Source organism: Trinickia symbiotica (assembly GCF_002934455.1).
In the GTDB taxonomy this organism is placed as follows: domain Bacteria; phylum Pseudomonadota; class Gammaproteobacteria; order Burkholderiales; family Burkholderiaceae; genus Trinickia; species Trinickia symbiotica.
Map to the genome: position 1 here is coordinate 96,682 of NZ_PTIR01000012.1, position 23,826 is coordinate 120,507.

The 23,826-nt window shown below is 61.2% G+C and carries 25 protein-coding genes and 1 pseudogene; 11 read left to right on the forward strand and 15 right to left on the reverse strand.

The window, feature by feature from the left end:
- Positions 1-17: 17 nt before the first annotated feature.
- Genes B0G57_RS17925 through B0G57_RS17930 form a run of 3 tightly spaced genes read left to right on the forward strand, consistent with a single transcriptional unit; the run spans position 18 to position 2,838 of the window.
- Positions 18-1,457 (forward strand): hypothetical protein, encoded by a 1,440-nt coding sequence (locus tag B0G57_RS17925; RefSeq protein WP_018444342.1) that lies wholly within the window; start codon positions 18-20, stop codon positions 1,455-1,457.
- An 8-nt stretch (positions 1,458-1,465) separates the two neighbouring features.
- Positions 1,466-1,597 carry a hypothetical protein gene (locus tag B0G57_RS32150; RefSeq protein WP_018444343.1) on the forward strand — a complete coding sequence of 44 codons (132 nt, stop codon included), beginning with the start codon at positions 1,466-1,468 and terminating at the stop codon, positions 1,595-1,597.
- Between the two features lie 5 nt (positions 1,598-1,602).
- Positions 1,603-2,838, forward strand: coding sequence for an O-antigen ligase family protein (locus B0G57_RS17930; RefSeq protein ID WP_018444344.1), 1,236 nt, complete (start codon positions 1,603-1,605; stop codon positions 2,836-2,838).
- A gap of 111 nt (positions 2,839-2,949) precedes the next feature.
- Here B0G57_RS17930 and B0G57_RS17935 read toward each other — a convergent pair whose 3' ends face one another.
- From B0G57_RS17935 to B0G57_RS17960, 6 genes and pseudogenes are all read right to left on the reverse strand, one after another.
- Entirely contained in the window at positions 2,950-4,752 is a 1,803-nt protein-coding gene (locus tag B0G57_RS17935; RefSeq protein WP_018444345.1) for an outer membrane protein assembly factor BamB family protein, read from the reverse strand.
- A 456-nt stretch (positions 4,753-5,208) separates the two neighbouring features.
- Positions 5,209-6,180 (reverse strand): glycosyltransferase family 2 protein, encoded by a 972-nt coding sequence (locus tag B0G57_RS17940; RefSeq protein ID WP_018444346.1) that lies wholly within the window; start codon positions 6,178-6,180, stop codon positions 5,209-5,211.
- On the reverse strand, positions 6,177-7,268 hold the full coding sequence (gene glf / locus B0G57_RS17945) for a UDP-galactopyranose mutase (RefSeq protein ID WP_018444347.1): 1,092 nt from the start codon (positions 7,266-7,268) through the stop codon (positions 6,177-6,179). Before glf ends, B0G57_RS17940 begins: the two co-directional genes overlap by 4 nt.
- A gap of 280 nt (positions 7,269-7,548) precedes the next feature.
- Complete coding sequence (locus B0G57_RS17950; protein ID WP_018444348.1) at positions 7,549-7,926, reverse strand: sensor histidine kinase; 378 nt, start codon at positions 7,924-7,926, stop codon at positions 7,549-7,551.
- Positions 7,927-7,996: 70 nt separating this feature from the next.
- Positions 7,997-8,527: pseudogene (locus tag B0G57_RS17955) on the reverse strand (response regulator transcription factor); the annotation flags it as partial.
- Positions 8,452-8,889 (reverse strand): hypothetical protein, encoded by a 438-nt coding sequence (locus tag B0G57_RS17960; protein ID WP_223258708.1) that lies wholly within the window; start codon positions 8,887-8,889, stop codon positions 8,452-8,454. The pseudogene B0G57_RS17955 and the gene B0G57_RS17960, both read right to left, overlap by 76 nt.
- Between B0G57_RS17960 and B0G57_RS31815 the strand changes: the two genes are divergently transcribed.
- Positions 8,829-9,011, forward strand: coding sequence for a hypothetical protein (locus tag B0G57_RS31815; protein ID WP_223258702.1), 183 nt, complete (start codon positions 8,829-8,831; stop codon positions 9,009-9,011). The two genes, B0G57_RS17960 and B0G57_RS31815, sit on opposite strands and share 61 nt — an antisense overlap.
- 97 nt (positions 9,012-9,108) lie before the next feature.
- Complete coding sequence (locus B0G57_RS17965) at positions 9,109-9,960, forward strand: DUF72 domain-containing protein (protein WP_026230361.1); 852 nt, start codon at positions 9,109-9,111, stop codon at positions 9,958-9,960.
- A 30-nt stretch (positions 9,961-9,990) separates the two neighbouring features.
- Here B0G57_RS17965 and B0G57_RS17970 read toward each other — a convergent pair whose 3' ends face one another.
- Positions 9,991-10,890, reverse strand: coding sequence for a LysR family transcriptional regulator ArgP (locus B0G57_RS17970; protein ID WP_018444352.1), 900 nt, complete (start codon positions 10,888-10,890; stop codon positions 9,991-9,993).
- A 110-nt stretch (positions 10,891-11,000) separates the two neighbouring features.
- On the opposite strand from B0G57_RS17970, the gene B0G57_RS17975 reads away from it, so the two are divergent.
- Entirely contained in the window at positions 11,001-11,636 is a 636-nt protein-coding gene (locus B0G57_RS17975; protein ID WP_018444353.1) for a LysE/ArgO family amino acid transporter, read from the forward strand.
- Positions 11,637-11,817: 181 nt separating this feature from the next.
- Here the strand turns inward: B0G57_RS17975 and B0G57_RS30930 are convergent, their stop codons facing one another.
- The 3 genes from B0G57_RS30930 to B0G57_RS17990 all read right to left on the reverse strand — a co-directional run bounded on the left by B0G57_RS30930 (position 11,818) and on the right by B0G57_RS17990 (position 13,821).
- Entirely contained in the window at positions 11,818-12,024 is a 207-nt protein-coding gene (locus tag B0G57_RS30930) for a hypothetical protein (RefSeq protein ID WP_146013383.1), read from the reverse strand.
- Positions 12,021-12,662 carry an outer membrane lipoprotein gene (locus B0G57_RS17985; protein WP_018444355.1) on the reverse strand — a complete coding sequence of 214 codons (642 nt, stop codon included), beginning with the start codon at positions 12,660-12,662 and terminating at the stop codon, positions 12,021-12,023. The genes B0G57_RS30930 and B0G57_RS17985 overlap by 4 nt, the downstream gene beginning before the upstream one ends.
- A 295-nt stretch (positions 12,663-12,957) precedes the next feature.
- Positions 12,958-13,821 (reverse strand): glycosyltransferase family 2 protein, encoded by an 864-nt coding sequence (locus B0G57_RS17990; protein ID WP_018444356.1) that lies wholly within the window; start codon positions 13,819-13,821, stop codon positions 12,958-12,960.
- 270 nt (positions 13,822-14,091) lie between these two features.
- Here B0G57_RS17990 and B0G57_RS17995 point away from each other — a divergent pair, with 270 nt between their 5' ends.
- Positions 14,092-14,418, forward strand: a complete 327-nt coding sequence (locus tag B0G57_RS17995; protein ID WP_020566611.1) for a helix-turn-helix domain-containing transcriptional regulator — start codon at positions 14,092-14,094, stop codon at positions 14,416-14,418.
- A 26-nt stretch (positions 14,419-14,444) separates the two neighbouring features.
- Here B0G57_RS17995 and B0G57_RS18000 read toward each other — a convergent pair whose 3' ends face one another.
- Positions 14,445-15,386, reverse strand: a complete 942-nt coding sequence (locus B0G57_RS18000; RefSeq protein WP_018444358.1) for an SMP-30/gluconolactonase/LRE family protein — start codon at positions 15,384-15,386, stop codon at positions 14,445-14,447.
- A 126-nt stretch (positions 15,387-15,512) separates the two neighbouring features.
- On the opposite strand from B0G57_RS18000, the gene B0G57_RS18005 reads away from it, so the two are divergent.
- The 3 genes from B0G57_RS18005 (at position 15,513) to gcvA (ending at position 19,047) form a co-directional block, all read left to right on the forward strand.
- Complete coding sequence (locus B0G57_RS18005; protein WP_026230362.1) at positions 15,513-17,252, forward strand: IlvD/Edd family dehydratase; 1,740 nt, start codon at positions 15,513-15,515, stop codon at positions 17,250-17,252.
- Positions 17,253-17,341: 89 nt separating this feature from the next.
- On the forward strand, positions 17,342-18,025 hold the full coding sequence (locus B0G57_RS18010) for a GntR family transcriptional regulator (protein ID WP_018444360.1): 684 nt from the start codon (positions 17,342-17,344) through the stop codon (positions 18,023-18,025).
- Positions 18,026-18,102: 77 nt separating this feature from the next.
- The gene (gcvA, locus tag B0G57_RS18015) at positions 18,103-19,047 is read left to right on the forward strand and encodes a transcriptional regulator GcvA (RefSeq protein ID WP_018444361.1); all 945 of its coding nucleotides are present in this window, start codon (positions 18,103-18,105) and stop codon (positions 19,045-19,047) included.
- Here gcvA and B0G57_RS18020 read toward each other — a convergent pair.
- Positions 19,004-19,891, reverse strand: coding sequence for a DMT family transporter (locus tag B0G57_RS18020; RefSeq protein ID WP_018444362.1), 888 nt, complete (start codon positions 19,889-19,891; stop codon positions 19,004-19,006). The genes gcvA and B0G57_RS18020 overlap by 44 nt on opposite strands.
- A 263-nt stretch (positions 19,892-20,154) precedes the next feature.
- Positions 20,155-20,598, reverse strand: a complete 444-nt coding sequence (locus B0G57_RS18025) for a VOC family protein (protein WP_026230363.1) — start codon at positions 20,596-20,598, stop codon at positions 20,155-20,157.
- Positions 20,599-20,774: 176 nt separating this feature from the next.
- Between B0G57_RS18025 and B0G57_RS18030 the strand changes: the two genes are divergently transcribed.
- On the forward strand, positions 20,775-21,413 hold the full coding sequence (locus tag B0G57_RS18030; protein WP_018444364.1) for an FMN-binding negative transcriptional regulator: 639 nt from the start codon (positions 20,775-20,777) through the stop codon (positions 21,411-21,413).
- Between the two features lie 85 nt (positions 21,414-21,498).
- Here the strand turns inward: B0G57_RS18030 and B0G57_RS18035 are convergent, their stop codons facing one another.
- Positions 21,499-22,677, reverse strand: coding sequence for an ABC transporter permease (locus B0G57_RS18035; protein ID WP_018444365.1), 1,179 nt, complete (start codon positions 22,675-22,677; stop codon positions 21,499-21,501).
- Positions 22,674-23,819 carry an ABC transporter permease gene (locus tag B0G57_RS18040; protein WP_020566612.1) on the reverse strand — a complete coding sequence of 382 codons (1,146 nt, stop codon included), beginning with the start codon at positions 23,817-23,819 and terminating at the stop codon, positions 22,674-22,676. Before B0G57_RS18040 ends, B0G57_RS18035 begins: the two co-directional genes overlap by 4 nt.
- Between the last annotated feature and the right edge of the window lie 7 nt (positions 23,820-23,826).

The following is a 23,826-nucleotide window of genomic DNA, read 5'->3' on the forward strand; positions in this document are numbered from 1 at the left end:
TTTATCGAGGCGACGGGATGCAGAAGAGAGCGTGCATTGCAGCAGGTCGGCGCAGCGCGATGATGACGCTTGCCTCGTTGGCAGGCATCGCCGTCGGCGGCGTTCCCGGGTTCACCGCCACGCGCGCCAAGGAAGCCAAGGTCGCGAAGCAGGGCCGCCGCAAAATCACGCAACTGATCGGCTCGAACGGCTGGCCGCTGTCGCCGAAGGACGTGAGCGTGTGGCAAGCCATGGGCCTGACTTGGGGCCGCGATTCGGTGGGACCGGGTGTGCTGCCTCCGCCTAGCGACGATGAAGTCGAAGTCGACAAAACAGGCACCGGCTTTGCGTTCGATCTGCCGGCCATTATCGCGCGGAACAATCGCAACGGCATCAACTCGCTGCTTCTCCTTGCCTATACGCCGGTATGGAACGCCTCTCGTACAGGCGATGACAAATCGGCCCCGAAAGATGTTCGGTACTGGGAGCGCTACGTGGAGGCAGTGGTTCGCAAGTACTCGGCACCGCCCTATCACCTCAAATACTTCCAGATATGGAATGAAGCCGCTGGCCCCCTGACGGGGGGCGCGCCTCAAGCGACGTTTTGGCATGGGCCGAATTTCGACGGTGACCGCCATTCGGGACCCTATGCGCGTGCGATGCAGGACTACGTGGACCGCATCCACATTCCCGCCGCGCAAATCATTCGCAAGTATGACGCTTACGTGGTTTATGGCGGGTGGCCCGACCAGGGCGGCTTGAGCCATTATTTCGAGTGGCTCGAATACCGAAGCTCGGTACATGGGGCTCGCATGCTCGACTGGATCGACTATCTGGACATTCACTACCTGGGCATCCCGCAGATGGATGCGCTCTACCAACGCTACGTCGCCAACGGCGATGCCCGCGGAATATGGCAGACCGAGATCGGGGACCGGTACATGGAAGACCCCCACTTTCTCCCGACGTACCTCTTCGAGCTCGCCGTCTGGGCGCTCGGACGAAATTGGAACGAGGACAACAAGTACGTGACGATGGTCTATCACTGGGACGGCTTCGAGCCGTTCCGGCTGACGCACCGCGGACCACCGCGAACGTACAATGCGTCGGGCAGTTCGCTGATCGTGTTGCATAGAACCGTTTCGGGCGCGCTCTCTCCGTGTCGAATTTCGTTTCGATCCGATTCCGATTCGCACGTCCGCGCGTTGTGTTCGGACGACGCAATCGTGCTGCAAGTTACCGCTGCACCGGGCTGGCGCACCGTGTACCTCGACGACCTGCCCGCGGTCGGGTCGAGCCGATTTCGAATCGCATTGATCGACGCCATAACCGGGACGCGCAGCCCAAAGGAGAGCTTGGTGTCCGGCTGGGAGCGAAACGCCTTATCGATTCGCTTCATGGTGCCGGAATCGACCAATGGTCCGCCCGACGAGGCGCCGCGTCATCTCGCGTATCTCGTGCTGACTCCCGTTGCGTAGCGACGACCATGGCCCTCGAAAAAATGATCGTCCCTGGCGGTGAGTGTCGGTTCATCGACGACGCGGAGCCGCGCTACCGCACGGACATTGCCGTTGCGGCGCGCGATGTCGTCGCGATGGCGGCGCTCGTGAAGGAGTGAGTGAGATGGCGTATGTTTCGTTGATTGCGTTGTTTCTCACAGTGACGAACTTCGTGCCCATCAGTGCGATCGGTTTCGCTCCGATGGTCTTATGTGCGTGGCGATTCTATGGGCGAACCTATCCGGCCTTTGTCACGTCGCTATCGCTCTTTGCGGGCTATGCGCTACTTTCCACGCTCATCTACGATCCCGCCTCGCTCGTCAATTTCGACTTCTATCGGCGCGACGGCAATTTCTTCGTCTCCTACGCGCCGATATTGGCTGGGTGTGTGTACAACCATCGCTGGAACGTGAACAAGCTGCTAACCTGCTTTTTCGTGTTTGCGGTCCTGGCGAACGTTCCGCCGTATGCGTCGTACCTCGTGCATCACGGCTTGCTTTCCCCGCTCGAAAACGCCGGTGAGACGTTTGGCAGCTACTTCATCGCACGCAACGCCGCGGGCGGCTTTCTGGCGATGGTCTTTTGTCTCGGGCTGGCGTGCTACCTGAACAAAAGCAGCTGGTCGCTTCTTGCCGTGCTGGCGCTCAATGCCGCCATGTTGGTGTCGACATACAGCCGAGGGTCCATGCTCGGCGTTCTGGTGGTGCTCCCGTACGTCGTCTTCGGTAGAAAGCGCTGGATGCTGGTTTCGTTGATCGTTGGGGTGATCGCCATATCGCTTGCCGTCGCGGCCTATCACACCAGGCCATCGGTCGACTACTTCGGATTTCCCTTCGACATCGCGAATCCCGATGAAAAGGTCGCCAACCTCGATATCCGCTACGAATGGCTATGGCCGCGAGCGCTGGCCTATTTCAGTCATAGTCCCGTGTTCGGCTTGGGCTTCGGCTCGTTCGACGACCATATCGCGCGTGTCATCGACTATTTCGGATTGTTCGGCCAGCCACTCGAGGTAGAGATCGTTCACTCGGATTCGCACGCGCATAACTCCTATTTGAACATTCTCGCGGAGCTGGGCGTGGTCGGCCTCATGCTCATGATGCGTTTCATGTGGCAACTCATCGCCTGGGCTTCCGACGGTGCAACGAAGGCCTGGAGAGAGGGGGCAACGGACTACGTGGGATATCTGTTCGTCGAGCTTTCTGCCGTATGCCTGATTGCAATGTCCTGCTCGGAACACCGACTGACATCGCCGTCGAACGTACTGATCATGTCGCTCGCCGTGTCGTTGTTGTTGGCATCGCGCGCACCACGAGTCGCGCAGTCGTGGCGACGTACGGCCACGAGCATCCGCGCATGAGCACGGGCCAGTAGTTGTCTACTCTCGGTGGCAACAGTGCGGAATCTTGCTAAAGCCGGCGAGCATCACGCCCGCGGCCGGGCGTGATTTCAGGCTGGCAGGCGTCACTCCTTATAAGCCATAAGCGTGCACCACGTGGTCGCTTCCGGCGACGAAGAGCTGCCCGTTCACGACCATCGGCGACGCGAAGTTGCCCTCGCCGCTTTGCACCGGCGTGTAGTGGTCTTGGAAGAGAATCGCTCCGTTCGTCGCGTCGACCGCAAACACGTCGTTACCCATTCCGTCGGCGTAATACACCACACCGTTGGCCGCGACCGGCGGAATAGCCGGATTGAACGTGGGGCTGTTCACGCCGACTAGCGTTTGCCAGACGGGTGTGGGGTTCACCTTACAGCTGCTCGTGATGGACAGTGCCATGAGCCCGTGTTTGTACAAGTTGTTGCTGCCTGAGCCGGACGGAGATACGACGTAAAGCTGATTGAGCACGGGATCGAACGCAGGCAGGCCTATGTTGCTGCCGTCGGACGAAGGTAGCGCAATCGTCAACGTTTGAATCGGACCTTGCTGCTGGATGGTTGCCCGATTATAGATGTACAGGTTGCCGGACTTATTGTAGGCAGCGAGCATCGTCGGGCAGTTGGGGCGCTGGAACAGCAATGCCGTGGCACCAAAATCGGCGTCCTCGTTCGGCGTGGGAGTGAGCGGCGAGTTCGCCGCGGCCACGGCCAGCGTCGGCGTGAGCTTCACGACATGTTCCGCGAACCCGGCGTTCTCGGGAGTGGCGAATGCGTTGCCTGTGAGCGCATAGACGACTGTCCCGTCCGGAGGAATCGATACGCCTCCCGCACCCCAGACGCCGCCCCCGTTCGGCCCGCTTGCACCGTCCGGATACCAGCGTTGCAAGATGCTGGCGGGGTTGCTCGTCGTCGCGTGAACGACCTGTCCGTGGTAGGGCTGCGTATCGCAGGGGTCGCCCGCCGTCGCAACGTATATCGACGAACTGTCGGGACTCAGTGTCAAGGCGCCGTAGACCATCGTTCTCGGCGAGGCATTTGCCGCATCGAGAAGAGGCAGGTTGAAGCCCGGGAGATCGGCGCCGGTCGAGAGATCGTACGCATGCAGATAGCCTTTGCCGCTCGCGACGAAGATTCGGTTGTTGGGATGGTCGATGACCGGTGTTCCTTGCACGCCGATCTTGCCCTGGAACAAGCCGCTACAGGTGGACGACAAAACAGCTTGAGGAATGGGGGCGCTCTTCCAAACGACCGCTCCCGTGTTGGCATTCAGCGCCCAGGTGGTGTTTCCCTCGGTGGCAACAATGACGAGGTCGGTCAGCACGCCATTGATCGACACGCCGGTAGCCAATACCGGCTGTGTCAGGATGGCGCCATCGAGGACAGGCGACGTCCAGTGTACTTTCATCGTCGTTTGACTCACGCTGGTCGGGCTCAACACCGTCTCAACGGGGTTATACCCGGTCCGCTGCCGGTTCATGCCAAACGTCGGCCAGTCCGTCGAGGTAAACGTTGAGGCCGCGGCGGCTCCAGGTGTTTGCGCGGCCGTGGCGGCGGTCACGGGATCGGGAGCATGGTACGGTGTATCCACCGACGGCCCCGAATCGTCGCGGAATCGGTTGGGATCGATTTTGTCCCCCCCGTTCTGTTTGTCGACATCCGATCCATCGAGCGCGCTGGCAGGCGGGAGTTTGGGTCCGACGCCGAACGGGTGTGCACCATGAGGGAACGGAAACGGTACGTTTGCCGACGCTTGGCCCGCTATCGCGAGACCCGGCGCGGACGCCGCGGCCGGTGCCGCGTTCGAGCTTTGCGCTTGCGCGCCGGAGCCGGCTATGCCGGCGAGGACCGACGCGACAATTAGTCGAGCAGCACTGTTGCTGTTGCGTGCGTTAGTCATGAAGCCACCTCTTGAACGTCAAGATATCGCATTAACATTGGGAAGACGGCAAAATCGGCGACTTTTAGCCGCGATGTGCTGACGGAGACGCACGTTTGCAAACGTGGGTTTAATCCTAGGCGATAAAAAACTAAGTTCAAGAAAAGTCGCTTGCGCGCTAACACTTGGCGAACCGAGAATTGTCCCTATTGAGTAACGCAATGCTCGTACTGCGCTGGCGCTCCCTGCCAGCGTTGTTGTCAGCGTTATGCAAGGCTTTGGTTTTATCAGTCGATTGAATATGATCGCGGGCTTTCTCACTTGGCTAATGATTGCATTCGGGCATCTCGCCAAAAGCGACTTCCGCGCTATTTCGATCGTACCTTTGGTTTTGATCGGGTTATTACGGAGATAAAGAGCCGTCAGGCGCTGCTTGGCAGACGCATAGATAACCGCGGATGTCCGCATGTGCTCGAGTCATGACTCCCCAAGCGTCTTTTTCCAATCGGTCGGCCTGACTGTATCGAACTGCCTGCGCCCGACCGCTTGCTCGAAGTAACGAACGTACAGCAAGATGACGCTAAGACGGCGATCGCCGAAGACCAGCACACGAGCGAGCCTTCTGGCGAAGAGCGACGCCGCCCAAATCGGCGCGGGACCGCGATGCCGAAACACCATATGCACATAGTTGCGCAGTCCACATGCATACTTCCACTGCGTCGCCGCTGGCATGCGCCTGCTCGTGAACCACGCGCGCAAAGACCGGCGGCTCTCCGTCAAATCGCGGTTTTCACCGTCCTTGTGGGTCATGTGCGAGGCAGTCACGCAGCGCAGCTCGCCGATGCGGCTCAGACGAGCCGTGTATTCGACGTCGTCGTTCCAGAGAAAATATTCCTGGGACGGAAAGCCGACCCGTCGAACCGCATCGTCTCGGATGCAGGCACCGACGAACGACATGTAGTCGGTCTTGAAGGAAGCGGCGGCATGGTGCTCAGCCGTCGGCGCGATCAGTCGCATTCGCTCGTCGAAGGTGCCCTGGTGCCAGAGCTGCGTGCGTCGATCGATGCCCCGCACTGAGCCGCACAGTGCGACAACGCCTGCCCGGGCGGCGTCGTCCGACACCATCAGTTTTTCGAGCGCATCGGGCATCGGCTCAGCGTCGTCGTCCATGAGCCAATACCAATCGAAGCCCTTCGCCGCCGCGGCGCGCAGACCCGTCGCAAACCCGCCGGCGCCGCCGATGTTGCTCTCCGTCAAAAAGACGACAACCCTGTCGTGCTTCGCTTCGACGGCAGCCAGATATTCGCGTGAGCCGTCATTGCTGCCGTTGTCGACGACGAAAATGGCATCCAGTGGCCATGTTTGGGCGAGGAGCGCCTCGATGCATTCTTGCAGCAACGCTCGTCGATTGAACGAAACGACGATGGCTGCAACGCTGGCCGGTTTCATAACGTCAGATCCTCCGCGGCTTTCAGCGCGGCGCCCACAACCTGGTCCATATTGTAATAACGGTATTGCGCGAGTCTCCCCACGAACGTGACATCGGGCGTGGCCTCCGCGAGCTCGCTATAGCGCTTGAAAAGCGCCTCGTTCTCGGGCCGGGGAATGGGATAGTACGGCTCGCCCTCCGCCCGCGGATACTCCCTCACGATCGACGTGCCGCTATGGCGCTGACCGGTCAGATGCTTGAATTCCGTGATCCGCGTGTATTCGTGATCGTTGGGGTAGTTGACCGTCCCGGTCAGCTGGAATCGGCCTACGTTGCTCAGATGTTCGTGCTCAAACGCTAAGCTGCGGTAAGGAAGTTTGCCGAAGCGGAAATCGAAGTATGCATCGATGGGCCCCGTATAGACCGTATGCTGACGCTCGACGACCGACCTGATGGCGTGGAAATCCTCCGATAGTCGCAACTCGATGTTCGGGCTCGCGAGCATTCTCTCGAACATCGATGAGTAACCTTGGGCGGGCATGAACTGGAATGCATCGGTGAAGTAACGGTCGTCGTCGTTGGCGCGGGTCGGTATCCGTGCCGCCACTCCGGCCGATAGTTCGGACAAGTCGAGTCCCCACTGCTTTCGTGTGTAGCCGCGGAAGAATTTCTCGCACAGGTCTCGGCCGACGCTGCTCAGCACGACGTCTTCGCTCGTCGTGACGCGATCTCGCGGCTCTCTCACCGATTCGAGATACGCCGTCACGGCCTGCTCATCGAGATCGAGGTCGTATAGCTTGTTGATCGTTGTCCGGTTAATGGGGATCGGATAAAGCGTTCCGTCCACGCAAGCGAGCACACGATGCTCGTAGAAACGCCAGTCGGTGAAATTCGAAAGGTACTCGAAGATGCGCTTGCTGGAAGTATGGAAAATATGGGGCCCGTAAGGATGAATCATCACGCCGTTTTTGTCGTGACAATCGAATGCATTTCCGCCGATATGGCTCCTTTTGTCGATGATGAGCACTCGCTTGCCCGCAGCGGCGAGACGCTCCGCGCAGACGGCGCCCGCAAAACCAGCGCCCACGATCAAGACGTCGTATTTCATCTGCTTGCGTCCTATAAATGGAAAACGCGATCAGCGCGGCGCGCCAGTTTCGGCGCCACTGCTAGCGTAGTTCACCAGCGGCCATGATCAAAATTCGGCAAACGCGAGTCGCATAGTTTTGTTGCGTAACTAACGCAGCCGGCGGATGCGGGCAGGGTATTGGCGCTCCGCCGCAGGATTGCCGATGTAATCGCGGGGCGTATTCTTATGCCTGAGGCGTTTCGTTTTCGTTATAAGTAAGGCGAATTCGAAGCTCACCGGATTTTTCGTTCACCGACGGCTACAGCCAGACACTAAACCGTGTGCCCGTCTTTAGCACGTTGACCGTCAATCGCCATTGGTGTGCAACCGCGATCTCCCGGCATATCGCGAGGCCGAGGCCTGCCCCGTCGTATTGGGACTCCGGCGCTCGCCAGAATCGATCAAAGAGGAACGGCAGATGTTCGAGCCGGATGCCGGGCCCTTCGTCCTCGACCCGGATCGACGCCTGCTCGATCGTCAGTACGACCACGCCGCTCACCGGCGAAACGTTGATCGCGTTTTCGACGAGATTCTTTAGGAGAACGAAGAGCGCGCTGCGATCCGCCCATACGTGCGGCTGCGTGTCGCTCGCTTCCACATGGAGTGTCACCTGCTTCGAATTGGCCTTGCCGTCCAAATAGTCGACGACTTCCCGCGCGACTTCGACGCTGCTTACCTGATCGAAGCAGTAGTTCTGTGCTTCGCATTCACGCTTCCCTCAGCATGAAGCCGGCCCCGCGTATATTCGTGAGCCGCGTCGTTGCACCGATCGACGTCAGCTTTTTGCGAAGGCGGTGCACCGTCACTTCGAGTGCGTTCGGCGTCACCGCTTCGCCCAGGCCCCAGGCTGCGTGCTCGAGTATCGAGTGCCGCACGGTCCGGCCCGCCGCCTCTATGAGGCATAGCATGACTTGGAGTTCGGCGGGCGCGAGCAGGATTGTTCGGCCGTCACAGGTCATCGTGCGTTGCAGCGGGTCCACCGCGATGTCGGCGAACGATGCGATGAGCGTAGCAAGTACAGCGGGCCGGCGCATCAGCGTGCGCACGCGCGCAACGAGCTCGCTCATTTCGAACGGCTTGGTCACGTAGTCCTCCGCGCCGCTTTCAAGGCCGTCGATGCGGTCATGCAGCGCATCGCGCGCAGTCAGCATCAGGCAAGGTGTCATTCGTCCCGCCGCGCGCAAGGTCCGCAAAAACGCGAGACCGTCTCCATCCGGCAGGCAGCGGTCGATGATGAGGCGAGGCGCTCGTGATCGAAAAGCGCGAACTGCCCGCGCAGTGCGAGGCTGACGCCGCTCCAACTCCCGACCTTCAAATCGATCGTCGTGCCGAGTATGTGCACCCATTTATCGTCGAAGTAGAGTAGTGGAATGGGCGATACCTTGCTGCCATACCCCTTATACGGCGACTGCTCGATACCGACTCCCGCGCCAAGGCCCCAATGTGTCACATTCGTGGCGTTGTTCAAGATGGCCAAACCCGTACCGTCTGCTTCGGCCTGACCGGCGCCTTCGCCTTCAGCCCACGTCGGGGCCGACAATGACAGAAAGCAAACGAATAGCAACAACGACTGGCGTTCGCGGCCGGGCGATTTTTTCACGATCATTTTCCTGGGAGGGCGGTGGACAAAGCGACGCAGAATTTAAAGCCGATCGACTTACCGCTCACTTACTGGCCAAAAAGTTTCCCAGCCGCCAGGCGGCGATCGGCGACGACAGGTGAGGTGGCGCGCACTCGGCCCAAGCGACGCGCACACTGTTCACGAACGATGTCCATCGACTACAGTGACGACTGGTATTTGCAAACCGGAGCAACGGCGATGAATCGAGCAGATCAGAAAGCCCGTGCCGAAATCCGCATCGGAGTCGGCGGATGGACGTACGAACCTTGGCGCGGGCCGTTTTACCCGGAGGGTCTTGCGCAAAAGCGCGAGCTCGAATTCGCGAGCCGCAAGCTGACTTCGATCGAAATAAACGGCACCTTCTACGGCACGCAAAAGCCCGAGACGTTTGCGAAGTGGCACGACGAAACGCCCGACGACTTCGTGTTTGCGGTCAAAGCGCCGCGCTTCACCACTCATCGGCGCGTGCTCGGCGAAGCCGGCGATTCGATCGAGCGCTTTCTCTCGAGCGGCGTAATGGAGCTCAAGAAGAAGCTTGGCCCGATCAATTGGCAGTTTGCCCCGACGAAGCAATTCGATGCCGAGGATTTCGAAGCATTCCTGCGATTGCTGCCCGATCGTGTCGACGGCCAGCCGGTTCGTCATGCCGTCGAAGTGCGGCATCCGACTTTTCGCAGCGCCGAGTTCGTCGCGCTGGCCCGCGAGCATGGCGTGGCCGTGGTGGTGGCGGGCGACAGCAAGTATCCGCAGATCGCCGACCTGACGGCGCCTTTCGTCTACGCGCGAATCATGGGCACACGAGAATCCGAGCGCTGCGGATACTCAGAGAGCGAGCTCGACGTTTGGGCCGACCATATCCGGCATTGGGCCTCCGGCAGCGCGCCGACGGGGCTCGAAACCGTCGCCGAACCCAACGAAGGACATCGAGCGAAGAAGTCGGCACGGGATGTCTACCTTTACGTGATCAGCGGCTTCAAAGCACACAATCCGTTGGCGAGCATGGCGCTCATCGAGCGCGTCGGCCGAACGGGTGCGAGCGGCAGTGCGTGAGAAGCACGAATCAATAGGGCGCTCGCCTGCTCAACTCAGGTATTGTCCCGCGCGCTTCTTCAATACAGTGGTGAACTCGTCGAGCAAGCCGATCGAGAGCCGCCAGCTCTGCCAGTAAAGATCGATATCGAGGTGCCGGCCTGGCAGCAATTCCACGAGATCGCCGGCCGCGAGCGGCGCGGCAATCGTCTGCGCCGGACACATCCCCCAGCCAAGACCCGTCATGCAGGCGCGCAAAAAACCGCTGACGTGCGGTACCCAGTTCACGGGCGGATCGACCTGCGCGCGCGTGATGCGGCGCATGAAGCGCGTCTGCAAAGCGTCCTTCGCGTTGAAGACGACACAAGGCGCGCGACGCAACGCTTCGCGATTCACGCCGTCGGCGAAATACCGCTCGAAAAACGCCGGCGCACAGACGGCCAGATAGCGCATCGTGCCGAGCCGCGTCGAGCGGCAACCCTGTACCGGCTCTGCCTGCGTCGTCACGGCGCCTTGCACGCTGCCATCGCGAATGCGCTGCGCCGTGTAATCCTGATCGTCGATCACGATATCGAGCAAGACCTGTCGCTCGACGCAGAACGCCGATGCCGCCTCGACGAACCAGCTGCCGACGCTGTCGTCGTTCACTGCCACACGCAGCGTCGGCCAGACGTCGGCGAGCGCGGCGCCGCCCGGCATCAGCGGCATGCGTCCCGTCAGCTCCGCCTCGAGCAAGCGGACACGCTCCGTATGGCGACACAGTAGCGCACCCGAAGCGGTGGCCACGCACGGCTGGCCCCGTTTCACGAGCACGCTGCCGATGCGCTCCTCGAGCAGCTTGACACGCTGCGAAATCGCGGAAGGCGTGACGTTGAGTTCGCTCGCGGCGCGATCGAACGAGCCATGTCGGACGACGGCGGCAAGCGCATCGAGCAGAGCGTAGTCGAACATTAGCGCTTCTTAATCTCGTTTAAGAAAATTAGCTTCTCTAACTATCGTACGAGACGGCAGACTACGCGCATTCGCATCGCTCGTCCATCCTTACCGCATCGCTCGATCTCATGAACTGGACTGCTTTCTCGCACGGCGCCGCCCTTTCGGCATCATTGATCGTCACCATCGGCGCGCAGAACGCTTTCGTGCTGCGCCAGGGCATCATGCGCTCGCATATCGGCAAAATCGTGGCGATTTGCAGCCTCTCCGACTTCGTTCTGATCGCTGCCGGCGTCGGCGGCGCATCGGCGCTTGCCGCCCGCTATCCGAGGTTCGTCGAGTTCATCCTTTATGCGGGCCTCGCCTATCTCGCCTGGTTCGGGCTCTCGGCGTTGCGGCGCGCGTTGCGATCGGGGCATGCGGTCATGGACGTCGACGCATCGCAAACGCGCGGCAACGCGGCTCTGGGGGGCGGCCAAACCGCGTGGTCCGTCGTGCTGATGACACTTGCGTTCACGTGGCTCAATCCGCACGTCTATGTCGACGTCGTCCTGCTGATCGGCACGGCGGGTGCGCGTGAGCCCGAGGGAGCGCGAAAATCGTTCGCGCTCGGGGCAATGGTGGTGAGTCCGATCTGGTTCGCCGGCCTCGGATACGGTGCGCAATTGCTCGCGCCATTGTTTCGCAAGGCGACGGCGTGGCGCCTGCTCGACGGCGCGATCGGCAGCATGGTGTTGCTCGTGGCGGCTGCACAATTGCGTTGACGATCGGCGGCCCGCTTCGATCGAGCGATCACCAGGCATCCGCCCCGAAAGCTTTCAACTAGCCTTCACTTGAATTCACTTGAAAACCGCATCCCGCGTGGTATATATGTGGCCGCGCAGCGACATGCATTGCGCAGACAGTCGTCTTTAATTCCGGGGGCGCGGTCATGAAAATCGTGGGCTATTGTGCGCTTTGGGCGGTCGCCCTTGCGCTACTGATCGCGATGTGCGCGATCTTGCGCGACAGCATCATCAGGCATGACATCAGTGTGCGGGGCCAGGCGCCCGACAGCGGCATTCGATCGACCATGACCGCCGCCGCGCCGAGCATTTCCACGAAGCAGTAAGCAACTTCTTCTCGAATTGCGCCCCAGGCGCCGTCGCTCAAACCGCACCGACGATCGTATCGCCATCAACACGAACGCGTTGGCCAACGGCGAGATTGGGCTGCTGGTGATAGGTCATCGTGCGGACGGAGCCGTCTCCCATTCGCACGCTGACTTCGTAGTCCGTCTCGCTGCGCAAGTGTTGCTCGACCACGTTACCGGCAACGCCACCGCCCAATGCACCGATGATCGTCGCGGCGGTACGTCCGTTGCCGCGCCCGACCTGGTTGCCGAGCAGCCCGCCGGCTACGGCGCCTCCGACCGCGCCTAAACCCGTACCATGACCCTGCTGCGTGACGGGCGTGATCGCCTCCACCGTTCCCACGTTGCGGTCGACCGCGGCCTGCTGCTGCCCCTCACCCGTATACCGCGGTTCGACGCGCGCAGGGCGAGTCGCGACGCGCGGACGAGTCGGCGCATGCGGCTCGACCTGGACGGCGCCTTGTTGGACCGGCAGAGCCACGGGTGCCGAAGCGGCCTGGGCAATAACCGCTTGAGCCGAAGGATTGTCGTTGCCGTGCGCTTTCGGCAGGATGCCGGTCATTGCGGCCACTGCAACGGCACTGGCGACGATGACGGCGCCGGCCGCCGTCGCCACGAGAGGATGAATACGGTTGGATTGCTGCGTTGTCGTTTCCATTGCGATCTCCAAGCGGTGGTACATCTTTATCGTTGGATCGCAGTGTGCTTCAGCAAAGGATCGGAATCTTTATCGAGTTGTAACGCCGTGTGTTTTCCGCGTGGTGACGTCGACGATGTAATTCGCTCGATCTCTGTCGAAGGTCGGTCGTCAGTGCGACCGGCGCGTGATCGTCAACCGCGGCCAGCTCACTATATCCGGCGTTTCTCATCGCATCTTTTACCAGCAGTTACAAACGACGGCTTTGACGTTCCCGACAGTTTTTATCGCAACGCTCGCGCGTCGTGTCATTCGATTACGGTGGCGGAAGGCGATCTGCCACGAGACGGCTCAAATAGCGATAGTCGCGCAGCAAGGCTCGGTGCCCCTTGCCCCATGCCGACAGAAAGCGGAACAGATGCGGCCCCGACGACACCGCTTTTTTAGCCCCCCAGACGAAGCCGAGGAACTCATACGAGAGCGCGCGAAGCGGCCTCGGATTCGCGATCATCGCATCGAACAGGTTGACGTAGATGTGCGAGCTTTGATGCTCGACGCCGTAGCTCACGTGCTCATGATCGTGTACCGCGCGTGCACCGGGCTCGAACAACAGCTTGACGCCGCTGCTGCGCCATAGCGCTCCCATGAAACGGTCATCGGATGTGCGGATACCCTCGTTCCAGGGTTTCGCGAGTGCAAGCTTGCGTGCGTAGATGAAAAACGCGCCGATCAGGAAATCGGGAGACTCGCCGGGACGCGCGGCCCGTCCATATCCGATCGAACGCATGACGACCGGGCTGCTCCATGAGTCGCCCCACTGGACGCTTCCAGCAACGACGCGATGGCCCGAGGCAGCCTCGTAAGCCTCAAAAAGCCGTTGAATCGCATCGGGCTCGACACGGATATCGTCGTCGACATTGACGATGAGGTCGGTATCGGCGGAGCGCGCGCAGAAATTCCGCGCGGCGGCGACGTTCTTGCCATCGTGAAAGCGAAGTTTGACGAAGTCGTGTTGGCTGCAGACGTCGACAACTTTCGCTTGCAAATCTCGATCGGGAGTTGAATCGCAGACGACGACGTCAAATGGCATCCGCGATCGTGCGACCGAGAGCGCCGCCAGACAGCGCTGCAACTTCTCAGGGCGATTGCGTGTGGGAATCACCACGCTGACGGTCGTCATACCTTCCTCCGCGGTCGTTGAATCGATTGCCCCAATACCCGCGTCACATTAACCGTTCAAAAAGCCACAAAAAATCCCAATCGGCGAACCTGCCCATCGCTAACCGAGCATGCGGCCAGCACGGGCAATGGCCACGGGTCCGATTTCGTGGGCGTGTTGTCCGCCTGTCTAACAATGAAGGCCAGTGTCAGCGTCTTTCGGTAATAGGAAAGGGGGTGTAGCTTTTAAGCTACACTGTCGTATGTTATCTGACAGAGAAGGAAGGCATCGATGAGCAAGCGTAAGGGCGCGGTGTCTCACCATGATAGAGAAGTCGCCGAGCTTCGAGCGGATCGTGAATTGGCCGTCGAATATTTGAAGGCGGCGATGGAAGGACTTGACGACCCCGACGAACGCGGCGGCGCGCTGCTAGCGCTGCGTGCGATTGCCGAAGCCTATGGCGGCCTCGGGGCCGTTGCGGCACACGCGGGGATAAGTCGGGAAACGCTTTACCGAACGCTTTCGCCCAAAGGTAACCCGACCTTGAAGACCCTGATTGCCGTATTGAAGACGGTCGGAATGAGGCTTTCCGTGGAGCCGGACCACGCCCCAACATAGCCTGTGCGTCCGAGATGACCGCGGGTTCACCCCCCCGCCACCCCCTGCGTATTGACATAAAGCGCATAGACCGACTGACACGAAGCCATGAACAATCGGTTGCGCTTGAGGCCGCCGAAACAGAGATTCGCGCAGCGCTCGGGCAGCGCGATACGCCCGATCAGCTTGCCCCGCGGCGATACGATCATCACGCCGTCGAGCTCGTCGCTGCCCATCCCCCATCCGCACCAGAGATTGCCGTGGATGTCGCAGCGCAATCCGTCGATCGTGCCGGCGCCCGCATCGAGAAAGACTTGGCCGTTCGAGATCGTCTTGCCATCGGGCGCCACGTCGTAAACCAGTATCTTGCGATTGGGCTTGCCACGCGATTCGATGATGTAGAGCTGACTCTCGTCCGGCGAAAAGCACAGCCCGTTGGGCCCCAAAACGTCGCCCGCTACGACACTGGCCTCCCCCGTCGCCGCATCGACGCGGTAGACGTTTTGCGGCAATTGCGGCTCGGCCTTGTGCCCTTCGTAGTGCCCGAGAATACCGAACGGTGGATCGGTGAACCAGATCGAGCCGTCCGACTTCACCACGACGTCGTTCGGCGAGTTCAACGGCTTGCCGTCGATGCTGTCGAGAACAACGGTGATCGACCCGTCATACTCCGTCCGCGTCACGCGCCGGCCACCATGCTCGCATGTTACGAGGCGCCCCTGGCGATCGCGCGTATTGCCGTTCGCAAAATTGGAAGGACTCCTGAATAAGCTCACCGCACCGGTTTCTTCCTCCCACTTCATGATGCGGTTGTTCGGAATGTCGCTCCAGAGCAGGTAACGACCGTCACCGAACCAAACGGGGCCTTCGCACCAGCGAAAACCCGTCGCGATGCGCTCGACCGCCGCGGCGGGCAGCCTGAACTGCTCGAATTCAGGATCGAACACCTGAACCCGCGGATCGGGATAACGCTCGCTCTGTTGCCACATCGGATCACGCCCTCGCTCATAGAAAAACCAACCACCGGCACAGGTTATCGCCCGCTTCGCTTGCGGCTCACTATAAAAGTGGATACGATCGACGTCAACATTATCGATAATCTTGTTGACAATGCCATGAGCAAATCGGTGAAAGACGCTGGGCTCAAGAAAGGGTTGACGAGCTATGGCGACGAGGGCTTCTCGCTCTTCTTGCGCAAAGCGTTCATCAAGGGCGCCGGCTACACGGACGATGCGCTCTCGCGCCCGATCGTCGCGATCGCCAACACGAGTAGCGCATACAACCCGTGCCACGGGAATGCGCCGCAGCTCATTGAAGCCATCAAGCGCGGCGTGATGCTGGCGGGTGGCTTGCCCGTCGAATTCCCGACGATCTCAATTGCGGAGAGCTTCTCGCATCCGACGAGCATGTATCTGCGCAATTTGATGTCGATCGATACCGAGGAAATGATTCGCGCGCAGCCGATGGATGCCGTCGTGCTCATCGGCGGTTGCGACAAGACGGTGCCCGCGCAGTTGATGGGTGCGGCAGCGGCGGGCGTGCCGGCCATTCAGCTCGTCACCGGAGCGATGCTGACGGGTTCGCATCGCGGCGAACGGGTTGGCGCGTGTACCGATTGCCGCCGCTTCTGGGCGCGTTTTCGCGGCGAGGAAATCGACGCGCGCGAAATCGACGACGTGAACGACCAACTCGTACCGACAGTCGGAACCTGTTCAGTGATGGGCACGGCCAGCACGATGGCCTGCCTCGCGGAGGCGCTGGGCATCATGTTGCCGGGCGGCGCAAGCGCACCCGCCGTCACAGCAGACCGCATCCGCATCGCCGAGCGCACCGGCGCGACAGCCGTCGCGATGATCGAAAGAAAGCTGACGCCCGAGCGGATTCTCACGCTTGATGCGTTCGAGAATGCATTGCGCGTGCTCCTGGCCGTCGGCGGTTCGACGAACGGCATCATCCACCTGACGGCGATCGCGGGGCGTCTCGGCATCGAGATCGACCTCGACGAAGTGGACGGGATGGCGCGGGAGACGCCCGTGCTCGTCGATCTGAAGCCGTCCGGCGAGCACTACATGGAGGACCTGCATAAAGCGGGCGGTCTGACGACCGTGCTGCGCGAGCTGAAACCGCTCCTCAAGCTCGATGCATTGACCGTAACGGGGCGTACGCTCGGCGAAGAGCTCGAGGCCGCGCCGGCAAGCTTTGCGCAACGCGTCGTGCGCCCCTTCGATCGGCCGATCTATCCGCAAGGCGGCATCGCGGTGCTGCGCGGCAATCTCGCGCCGGGCGGCGCGATCATCAAGCAATCGGCCGCGAACCCAGTACTGATGGAGCACGAGGGACGCGCCGTCGTCTTCGAGGACGCGGAAGATCTGGCGCGCCGCATCGACGATCCGGCGCTCGATGTGGAAGCCGACGATGTGTTGGTCCTCAAGAACATCGGCCCCGTCGGAGCGCCTGGCATGCCCGAAGCCGGGTACATCCCAATCCCGAAGAAGCTCGCGAAGCTCGGTGTGAAGGACATGGTGCGCATCTCAGACGGCCGCATGAGCGGGACTGCCGCCGGGACGATCGTGCTGCACGTCACCCCGGAATCGGCGATCGGCGGCCCGCTCGCGCTCGTGCGATCGGGCGACAGGATCCGGCTCAGCGTTTCGCGCCGCTCGATCGACATGCTCGTCGACGATGCCGAGTTGCGGCGCCGCGCCGAAGCGGCATCGCCGTATGTCGTCGCACCTGACGAGCGCGGCTATCGCAAGCTGTTTCTGACGTCGATTTTGCAAGCCGACAAAGGTTGCGACTTCGACTTCCTGCGGGCGCCCGAAACGACCGCAAAAGTACCGAGGCCACGCGGCTGAGATCAGCGAACCGCCCGAGAACCATGGACAGCCCTCCCCTCTCTGCACGATCGAATCGTTCGACCAGCGCGGCCTCGGGCCCGGCCGCAATGCGCGATCGCGATGTCGAATCCAACATCGAACGTGTCTCCGACCTTCTCGAAGAAGAGATCGTGCTCGGCATGCTGCATCCGCGCGAACGGCTCGTCGAAGACGACCTGTGCGACCGCTTCACGCTGAAGCGGCACGTCGTGCGCCAGGTGCTCGTCGAACTCGAGCGACGCGGCCTGGTCGAGCGGCGCAGGAATGTCGGTGCTCTCGTCAAGTCGTACTCGCCGCGCGAAGTGCACGAGCTGTACGCCGTGCGCGAGATCCTCGAGACGAACGCGGCCGCACGCATTGCGCTGCCCGTTGCGCACGAGCGACTCCAGGAGCTGACTGATATCCAGCGTGCACACGACGCGGCAGCGATGGCTGGCGACTCACGCGCTCTGTTCCGCGCAAACATGGCGTTTCATCGTGCATTGTTTGCGCTATGTGACAACACAGCGCTGACGGAGGCGATCGGCGAATACGCACGCCGCACGCATGCAATTCGTTCGGCGTCTTTACTATTTGCTCACCACGTTGAGAAGGCGGGCTCCGAACACCATCAAATGCTCGAAGCGCTGGTGTCGCGGGATCGGCAAGCGCTTGTCGAGTTATGCCGAAACCATCTCGCGCCGTCCCGCGACGCCTACATCGAGGCCCACGTGCGCCGCTTCGGCGCATCCGAAACCATTACCCCCACGTAACGTCCGGCATGCGTTGCGGATCGGTTCATACTATTGCGATCCCGTGACTAAACACCGCAGTCGCATAAGCAACGATCATGAGCAAGTCTCTGCCTCTGGCCGCGCTGCATACCTTCGTCGAAGTCGCAAAGCTTGGCAGCATGAAGCGCGCGGCCGAGGCGCTGTACGTTTCCCCTGGCGCGATCAGCCAGCAGATCAAGAATCTCGAAGATCGGCTGGCGGTTCGGCTCTTTACGCGCACGAACCGCGAAGTCGAGCTGACGGACGCCGGCCGCGCGCTCTTCGATCGACTCTCGCCCTTATTCGAGGAAGTCGAGGAGATCTGGTCGAACGCACCGGGGACGAGCGGTCGCCTTACGCGCTTGACGGTCAGCACCACGGCGTCTTTCGCGAGCGCCTGGCTCGTTCCGCGACTGGGGCAATTCAAGGCGCTGCACGCCGGTATCGAGGTGGCGATCGATACTAGCCAACGCGTGCTCGACCTTCGTCGCGAGTACGTCGATGTCGCCATCCGGCATGGCCTGGGTGACTACCCCGGGCATGACGCCGTCAAAATATGGGCGCCCGAAATGATCCCGGTGTGCAGCCCTGCCCTTCTTTCAACGGATAAACCAATCACGCGGCCCGAACATTGCCTCGCTTACCCGCTGTTGCAGGACCTCGATCGCGCGGATTGGGCGCTTTGGCTCAGAGCGCAGGGCATCGACGACAAGCGAGCGCAGCGCGGCACGAGTTTCAGCGACGAGTCGCTGCTCGTCAAAGCCGCGATTGCAGGGCAAGGGATCGCGCTCGTGCGCGACATTTACGTCCGAGACGAAATCGCGGCGGGCCAGCTCGTTCGCGCGCTGAATCTCCCGTGGCCCACTCAATTCGCCTACTACGTCGTTTGCAGCGCGCAACGAAAGGACGAGTGGAGAATCGCGGCGTTTCGCGACTGGGTCCGCAAGGAAATGGAGAACGACTCGCTCGAGATACCGATCAATTCTGCTTCCCCAGGCCGAGCACTCGCGGCAAACCGCTGAGCTTGCCCGAGGCGAGCGCTGTCCCCAGCAGAATGACGAGGCAGCCAAGCCCCTCTTGCGGCGTGATCGTTTCATGGAGGAACACCGCACCCCAGACTACGCCGAAGACCGGAATCAAAAATGTCACCGACGCAGCGTACTGCGCACCGGCGTTTCGAATAAGGGCGAAGTAGAGAAGATACGCGATCGCGGTACAGAGCACACCCAGCAGGACCACGGCTACCCAATTGATGGTATGGATCGGCGTATGCGGCCAAAGCACGAGCGCGACGGGCGCAAGCACGACCGCCGCCAACGCCTGGCTTCCGAATGCCGAAACGAACGGGCGAACGCCGCCGAGCTTTCGCCTCGAGTAGTTGGCGGCGAAACCGTAGGAGAGGGCGCCGAGCACGGCCGACGCCACTGCGATCAGCGCGTCCTCGCCGCCTGCTCCGACGGCATCCCAAGCGAGAACCACAACGCCGGCAAAACCGGTTAGCAATCCCACGACCTGCATGCGCTTGAGCGGCGCGCCGAACCAGAGGAAACCGATGACAGCGGTCCACAAAGGCGTCGTGGCGTTGAGAATGGAATCGACTCCGGCGGACACGTAGAGTGCGGCGTAGGTCAAAAGACAAAACGGCAGGGCCGAGTTCGTTATTCCGACGACGAAGAGCGGGCCGACATTGTTCTTGAACTCGGCACGCGCGGCGGCAGTGCGCATGACAGGCAACAGCAGGATCGCCGCGATGCCGACGCGCAGTGCGATCAACGGCACGACCCCGAAATCGGGCGCGCCCATTCGCAGGAACAGAAAAGAGGCTCCCCATATGGCAGCCAGGACGATCAGTTGGACAGCGTTCATGATGGCTTTGCTCGGTGATTTGAATTCAGCGGACGACGCACGAGCGTCTCGGTCCGCTGCGTAACCCTCAGTTTGTCGACGGACCGCCACGCTCGACAAACGAAGTTTTGCTATGTCATCTTTAGATAAACTGCATTGACGCTGATCGCCGCGTCACGTTTCGCCGGCGAGTCACCCCTTCGAGGTACCGATGGCATCGCGGCGGGTGAGGCACCCGCCTTCGCACACGCGTCGAGTTGAGACAGACGATCGGCGGTGTTCGCCTACTGCTGAAACAAAGCCGTATAACGGCGCTGCATTTCCTCCGGCGTAAGCGCTTCTATCTGGCCCCCGAGCAGCCACTCGTGTCCGAACGGATCCTGAACGGTACCGGAACGCTCGCCGTAGAAATGATTCTCCAGCGGACGGATGACGGACGCACCCTCGCGGACGGCGCGCTCGAATACTTTGTCTACGTCCGCGACATGGAGATGAACGGCGAAGCTGCTTCGCCCCGACGGGGCGGGTCCAAGCAGACCATGTTCGGGAAACTCGTCGGACAGCATGATCGTCGCGGGCCCCAACGTGATCTCGGCGTGCCCGATGCGTCCACTGGGCTCGGTCAGACGAAAGCGCTCGACGCCGCCGAACGCGCGGCAATAGAAATCGATCGCTTGCGCTGCTCCGCGAACGCGCAAGTAAGGGAAAGCGTCATGTATTTCACTCATCGTCATCTCCGTCCAATCGCCACGGAATGTCCGCGACCGGAGCCGTTCCCGTCATGAATTCTGGTTCTACCAAAATGATCCGAACTGGCTCTTTAGGATAAACCGGTTTTCCCCGACAATACGTTCAAGCAAGTTCAAGCCGATAACCTTCACTTCAGCCAGCGAGCCGAACCGATATGTACGTCCCAGCCGATTTCAACGAACCTCGCACCGAAATCCTGCACGAACGGATCGTGCAAAATCCTTTCGGCACGCTGATCACGAATGGGAAGAGCGGGCTCGACGCAAACCATATTCCCTTCGAGCTTGCAGCCGACGGGGGCGAGCTGGGCGTGCTGCGCGCGCATGTCGCGCGGGCCAACCCCGTATGGCAGGATGTCGCGAACGGCGACGAGGTGCTCGTTATCTTTCAGGCGGGAGATGCCTATGTCTCGCCCAACTGGTATCCGAGCAAGCACGAGTTCCACAAGCAGGTGCCGACCTGGAATTACATGGTCGTCCACGCGCATGGGCGCATTACCATTCGCGACGACGAGAAGTATGTGCGCGGCGTCGTCGCGCGACTGACGCGCACGCACGAAGCGCCGCAACGTGCGCCCTGGAAGATGACCGACGCCCCGAGCGACTATATCGATACGCTGCTCAAAGCGATCGTCGGCCTGCAAATCGATATCACGCGACTGGTCGGCAAGAGCAAGCTCGGGCAGAACAAGGAAGCGCGCGATATTCGAGGTGCCGGGGAGGCGCTCAAGGCGAGCGGCAACTCGCGGATCGGCGAAGCGATGCTCGCCGAAGCGGCCAAGAAGTCGGAATAGCTCGATCCGCAGCCGGTCGATCGGCTCGGCGAAACGCCGAGCCTCTATACTTCGCGAAACCGCCGACCCTATCGGCAAAACGCCATCAACTCGCGCGCAATGCCGTCGCGATCGGCAGCCGGGCAGCCCTAATCGCGGGCAGCATCCCGCCCAGCATGCCGACTGTGCACGCGACGAACACGCCCGATACGAATAGCGAGGCGGTCACGGTCAGATGAAACACGACCTGCGTGAACCCCGCACCCAACGTATTGACGGTGTTGCCGTCGAAGAAAACCCACGCCGCCGCCGAACCGATCGCGCTGCCGATCAACGCGAGCAGCAGCGATTCAACGAGCACTGAAACGACGATCGGCAACCCGCCGAAGCCGATCGCGCGCAACGTGGCGATCTCGCGCGTACGAGTCGAGACCGCCGTGTACATGGTATTGACGGCGCCGAAACACGCGCCGAGCGCCATGATGCCGCCGACGAAGTAGGCAAGCAGGTTCAAGAGCTTCGCCAGATTGCGCGACTGCGCCGCGTAGTATTCGGTTTCGCGCTCGACACTGACTTTCAGCGTCGGATCCGTGGTCAAAGCCGCCTTGAAACGATCGAACGCTTGCGGCGACTCGAGCAGCAGCGACACCGACTGAAAGAGGTTGCGCCGGTATGCCGACAAAACGGTCTCGACGTCGCCCTGCAATTCCGACTCGTGCGCATCGCCGCCGCTTTCGAAGATGCCGACGACGGTCCATTCGGAATCGCGAAACGCGATACGGCTGCCGAGCTCCAACCCCTTGAATTGAGCCAAGGCCGATTTGCCGACGATGATCTCGCGCACGGCCGGCCGGAACATCCGGCCTGCTATGAGATGCACCTCGGGCCGCAGCTTCATCGCATTCGCGCCGATTCCGCGTAAAGTCACGTTCGCGTCGACGCCATCCTTCTTCTGCGGCAACGCGACGATGACGACCGCTTCAGCCGATGCGATCGGCCGGCCCGCTTCGTCCTTGCGTACTCCGGGCGCGTCCATGATCGTTTGCGTGTTCTCGCGCGAGATGGTGCTCGCCAGCTCGGCCTCGGAGCCGGCGCGCAGCACGATCGCGCGATCGAGGCGGGCGGTGCCTTTCACGGTCTTCGTAAAGCCCTGCGCCATCGCGAGCACTGACACCATGACCGCGACGGTCACGGCAATCCCGATCACGATGACCCAGGCCGTGCCAATGCGCTGCGGCAGGCTGCGCAGATTCATGGCGGTCACGGCGACAATCTGCTTGATCATGAGCGCAGCGCCTCCACGATGACGAGCCGCTTCGCGCGCCAGGCTGGAATAACACCCGTCGCAGCGGCGAGCACGGCGGCGATAACGACGCCCTCGACGATGACGGCGACCGGCATCTTAACGACGCCGAGCGTATCCCTGAGCAGCGGGAACAGCAGGTTGGCGACCGCGAGCCCGAGTAACGCCGCGACGATGCAAAGCACGAGCGCCTGCAGCAGTAGGAGAACGAGCACGCGCGTATCGCTGAATCCAAGCGTTTTCAGCACGGCGAGCTCGGGCACCTGCTCGCGAACCGCCTGCATCGCCGTACTGCCGACCGCGAACAGCAGCGCGAAGAAGACGGCAAAGAGGATGTACGTGACGATCAAGCTGATATCGGCGATCTGCTTCAGGAAGGACTGCTGGAACTCCTTCTCCGTCTGCGTTTTCGTTTCGTTCGGCGAATTGGCGAAGAGCTTGTCGATGGTTGCTGCGATCTGCGCCGATTGGCGAGGATCCTTCAACTGCACGACGTACCATCCGACGGTGCCCTTCCCGAAGCTGCGCGCCTCGTCGAAATATTTGTAATTGAAGAAGAGACCGTCTTCGCGCGTGCGGTTCGAGGGCTCTTCGTAGATGCCGACGATATCGAAATCCCAATCCGAGTTGCCGTCGGACGCCTTGACCCAGATCGTCGAATGCAGCGGAATGCGATCGCCGACCTTCCAGCCATATTTTCTGGCGAGCCCCGCCCCCGCGATGGCACCCGCGCGCATATGCTCGAGCGCGGCGATCTGCTCTTTGGGAATGACGACCTCGGGGTGCGCCGCAAATTCGCGTTCGGGCTCGACCGGAAACGCGGCAATCAGATTCTTCGGATCCTGGTAGTACGGCCCGAACCACGACTCATGCGAAACGATCGCAACCCCGGGGAGCGATTCGATCTGCGACATGTATGAGTAAGGGAGGCTCTCGGTCAGCGAGATCCTGTTCGTGACGATGAGACGGTTGACGTTCGATCGCTCGATCGTTTCCTGAAACGCCGCGTTGATTCCTTGCAGCATCCCGAAAAGCAGAAATGCAATGACGATCGAAAACAGCGTGAGCCACGTGCGCAGCTTCTTGCGCCACAGCATCGCCCACATCAGGGGAACGAATTTCATCGCCGCT

Excerpts from the sequence above, each read along its gene's own strand:
- B0G57_RS17925 (WP_018444342.1), top strand. The coding sequence starts at position 18 with ATGCAGAAGAGAGCGTGCATTGCAGCAGGTCGGCGCAGCGCGATGATG.
- B0G57_RS32150 (WP_018444343.1), top strand. The coding sequence starts at position 1,466 with ATGGCCCTCGAAAAAATGATCGTCCCTGGCGGTGAGTGTCGGTTCATC.
- B0G57_RS17930 (WP_018444344.1), top strand. The coding sequence starts at position 1,603 with ATGGCGTATGTTTCGTTGATTGCGTTGTTTCTCACAGTGACGAACTTC.
- B0G57_RS17935 (WP_018444345.1), bottom strand. The coding sequence starts at position 4,752 with ATGACTAACGCACGCAACAGCAACAGTGCTGCTCGACTAATTGTCGCG.
- B0G57_RS17940 (WP_018444346.1), bottom strand. The coding sequence starts at position 6,180 with ATGAAACCGGCCAGCGTTGCAGCCATCGTCGTTTCGTTCAATCGACGA.
- glf (WP_018444347.1), bottom strand. The coding sequence starts at position 7,268 with ATGAAATACGACGTCTTGATCGTGGGCGCTGGTTTTGCGGGCGCCGTC.
- B0G57_RS31815 (WP_223258702.1), top strand. The coding sequence starts at position 8,829 with ATGACAGAAAGCAAACGAATAGCAACAACGACTGGCGTTCGCGGCCGG.
- B0G57_RS17965 (WP_026230361.1), top strand. The coding sequence starts at position 9,109 with ATGAATCGAGCAGATCAGAAAGCCCGTGCCGAAATCCGCATCGGAGTC.
- B0G57_RS17970 (WP_018444352.1), bottom strand. The coding sequence starts at position 10,890 with ATGTTCGACTACGCTCTGCTCGATGCGCTTGCCGCCGTCGTCCGACAT.
- B0G57_RS17975 (WP_018444353.1), top strand. The coding sequence starts at position 11,001 with ATGAACTGGACTGCTTTCTCGCACGGCGCCGCCCTTTCGGCATCATTG.
- B0G57_RS17985 (WP_018444355.1), bottom strand. The coding sequence starts at position 12,662 with ATGGAAACGACAACGCAGCAATCCAACCGTATTCATCCTCTCGTGGCG.
- B0G57_RS17990 (WP_018444356.1), bottom strand. The coding sequence starts at position 13,821 with ATGACGACCGTCAGCGTGGTGATTCCCACACGCAATCGCCCTGAGAAG.
- B0G57_RS17995 (WP_020566611.1), top strand. The coding sequence starts at position 14,092 with ATGAGCAAGCGTAAGGGCGCGGTGTCTCACCATGATAGAGAAGTCGCC.
- B0G57_RS18000 (WP_018444358.1), bottom strand. The coding sequence starts at position 15,386 with ATGTGGCAACAGAGCGAGCGTTATCCCGATCCGCGGGTTCAGGTGTTC.
- B0G57_RS18005 (WP_026230362.1), top strand. The coding sequence starts at position 15,513 with ATGAGCAAATCGGTGAAAGACGCTGGGCTCAAGAAAGGGTTGACGAGC.
- B0G57_RS18010 (WP_018444360.1), top strand. The coding sequence starts at position 17,342 with ATGCGCGATCGCGATGTCGAATCCAACATCGAACGTGTCTCCGACCTT.
- gcvA (WP_018444361.1), top strand. The coding sequence starts at position 18,103 with ATGAGCAAGTCTCTGCCTCTGGCCGCGCTGCATACCTTCGTCGAAGTC.
- B0G57_RS18020 (WP_018444362.1), bottom strand. The coding sequence starts at position 19,891 with ATGAACGCTGTCCAACTGATCGTCCTGGCTGCCATATGGGGAGCCTCT.
- B0G57_RS18025 (WP_026230363.1), bottom strand. The coding sequence starts at position 20,598 with ATGAGTGAAATACATGACGCTTTCCCTTACTTGCGCGTTCGCGGAGCA.
- B0G57_RS18030 (WP_018444364.1), top strand. The coding sequence starts at position 20,775 with ATGTACGTCCCAGCCGATTTCAACGAACCTCGCACCGAAATCCTGCAC.
- B0G57_RS18035 (WP_018444365.1), bottom strand. The coding sequence starts at position 22,677 with ATGATCAAGCAGATTGTCGCCGTGACCGCCATGAATCTGCGCAGCCTG.
- B0G57_RS18040 (WP_020566612.1), bottom strand. The coding sequence starts at position 23,819 with ATGAAATTCGTTCCCCTGATGTGGGCGATGCTGTGGCGCAAGAAGCTG.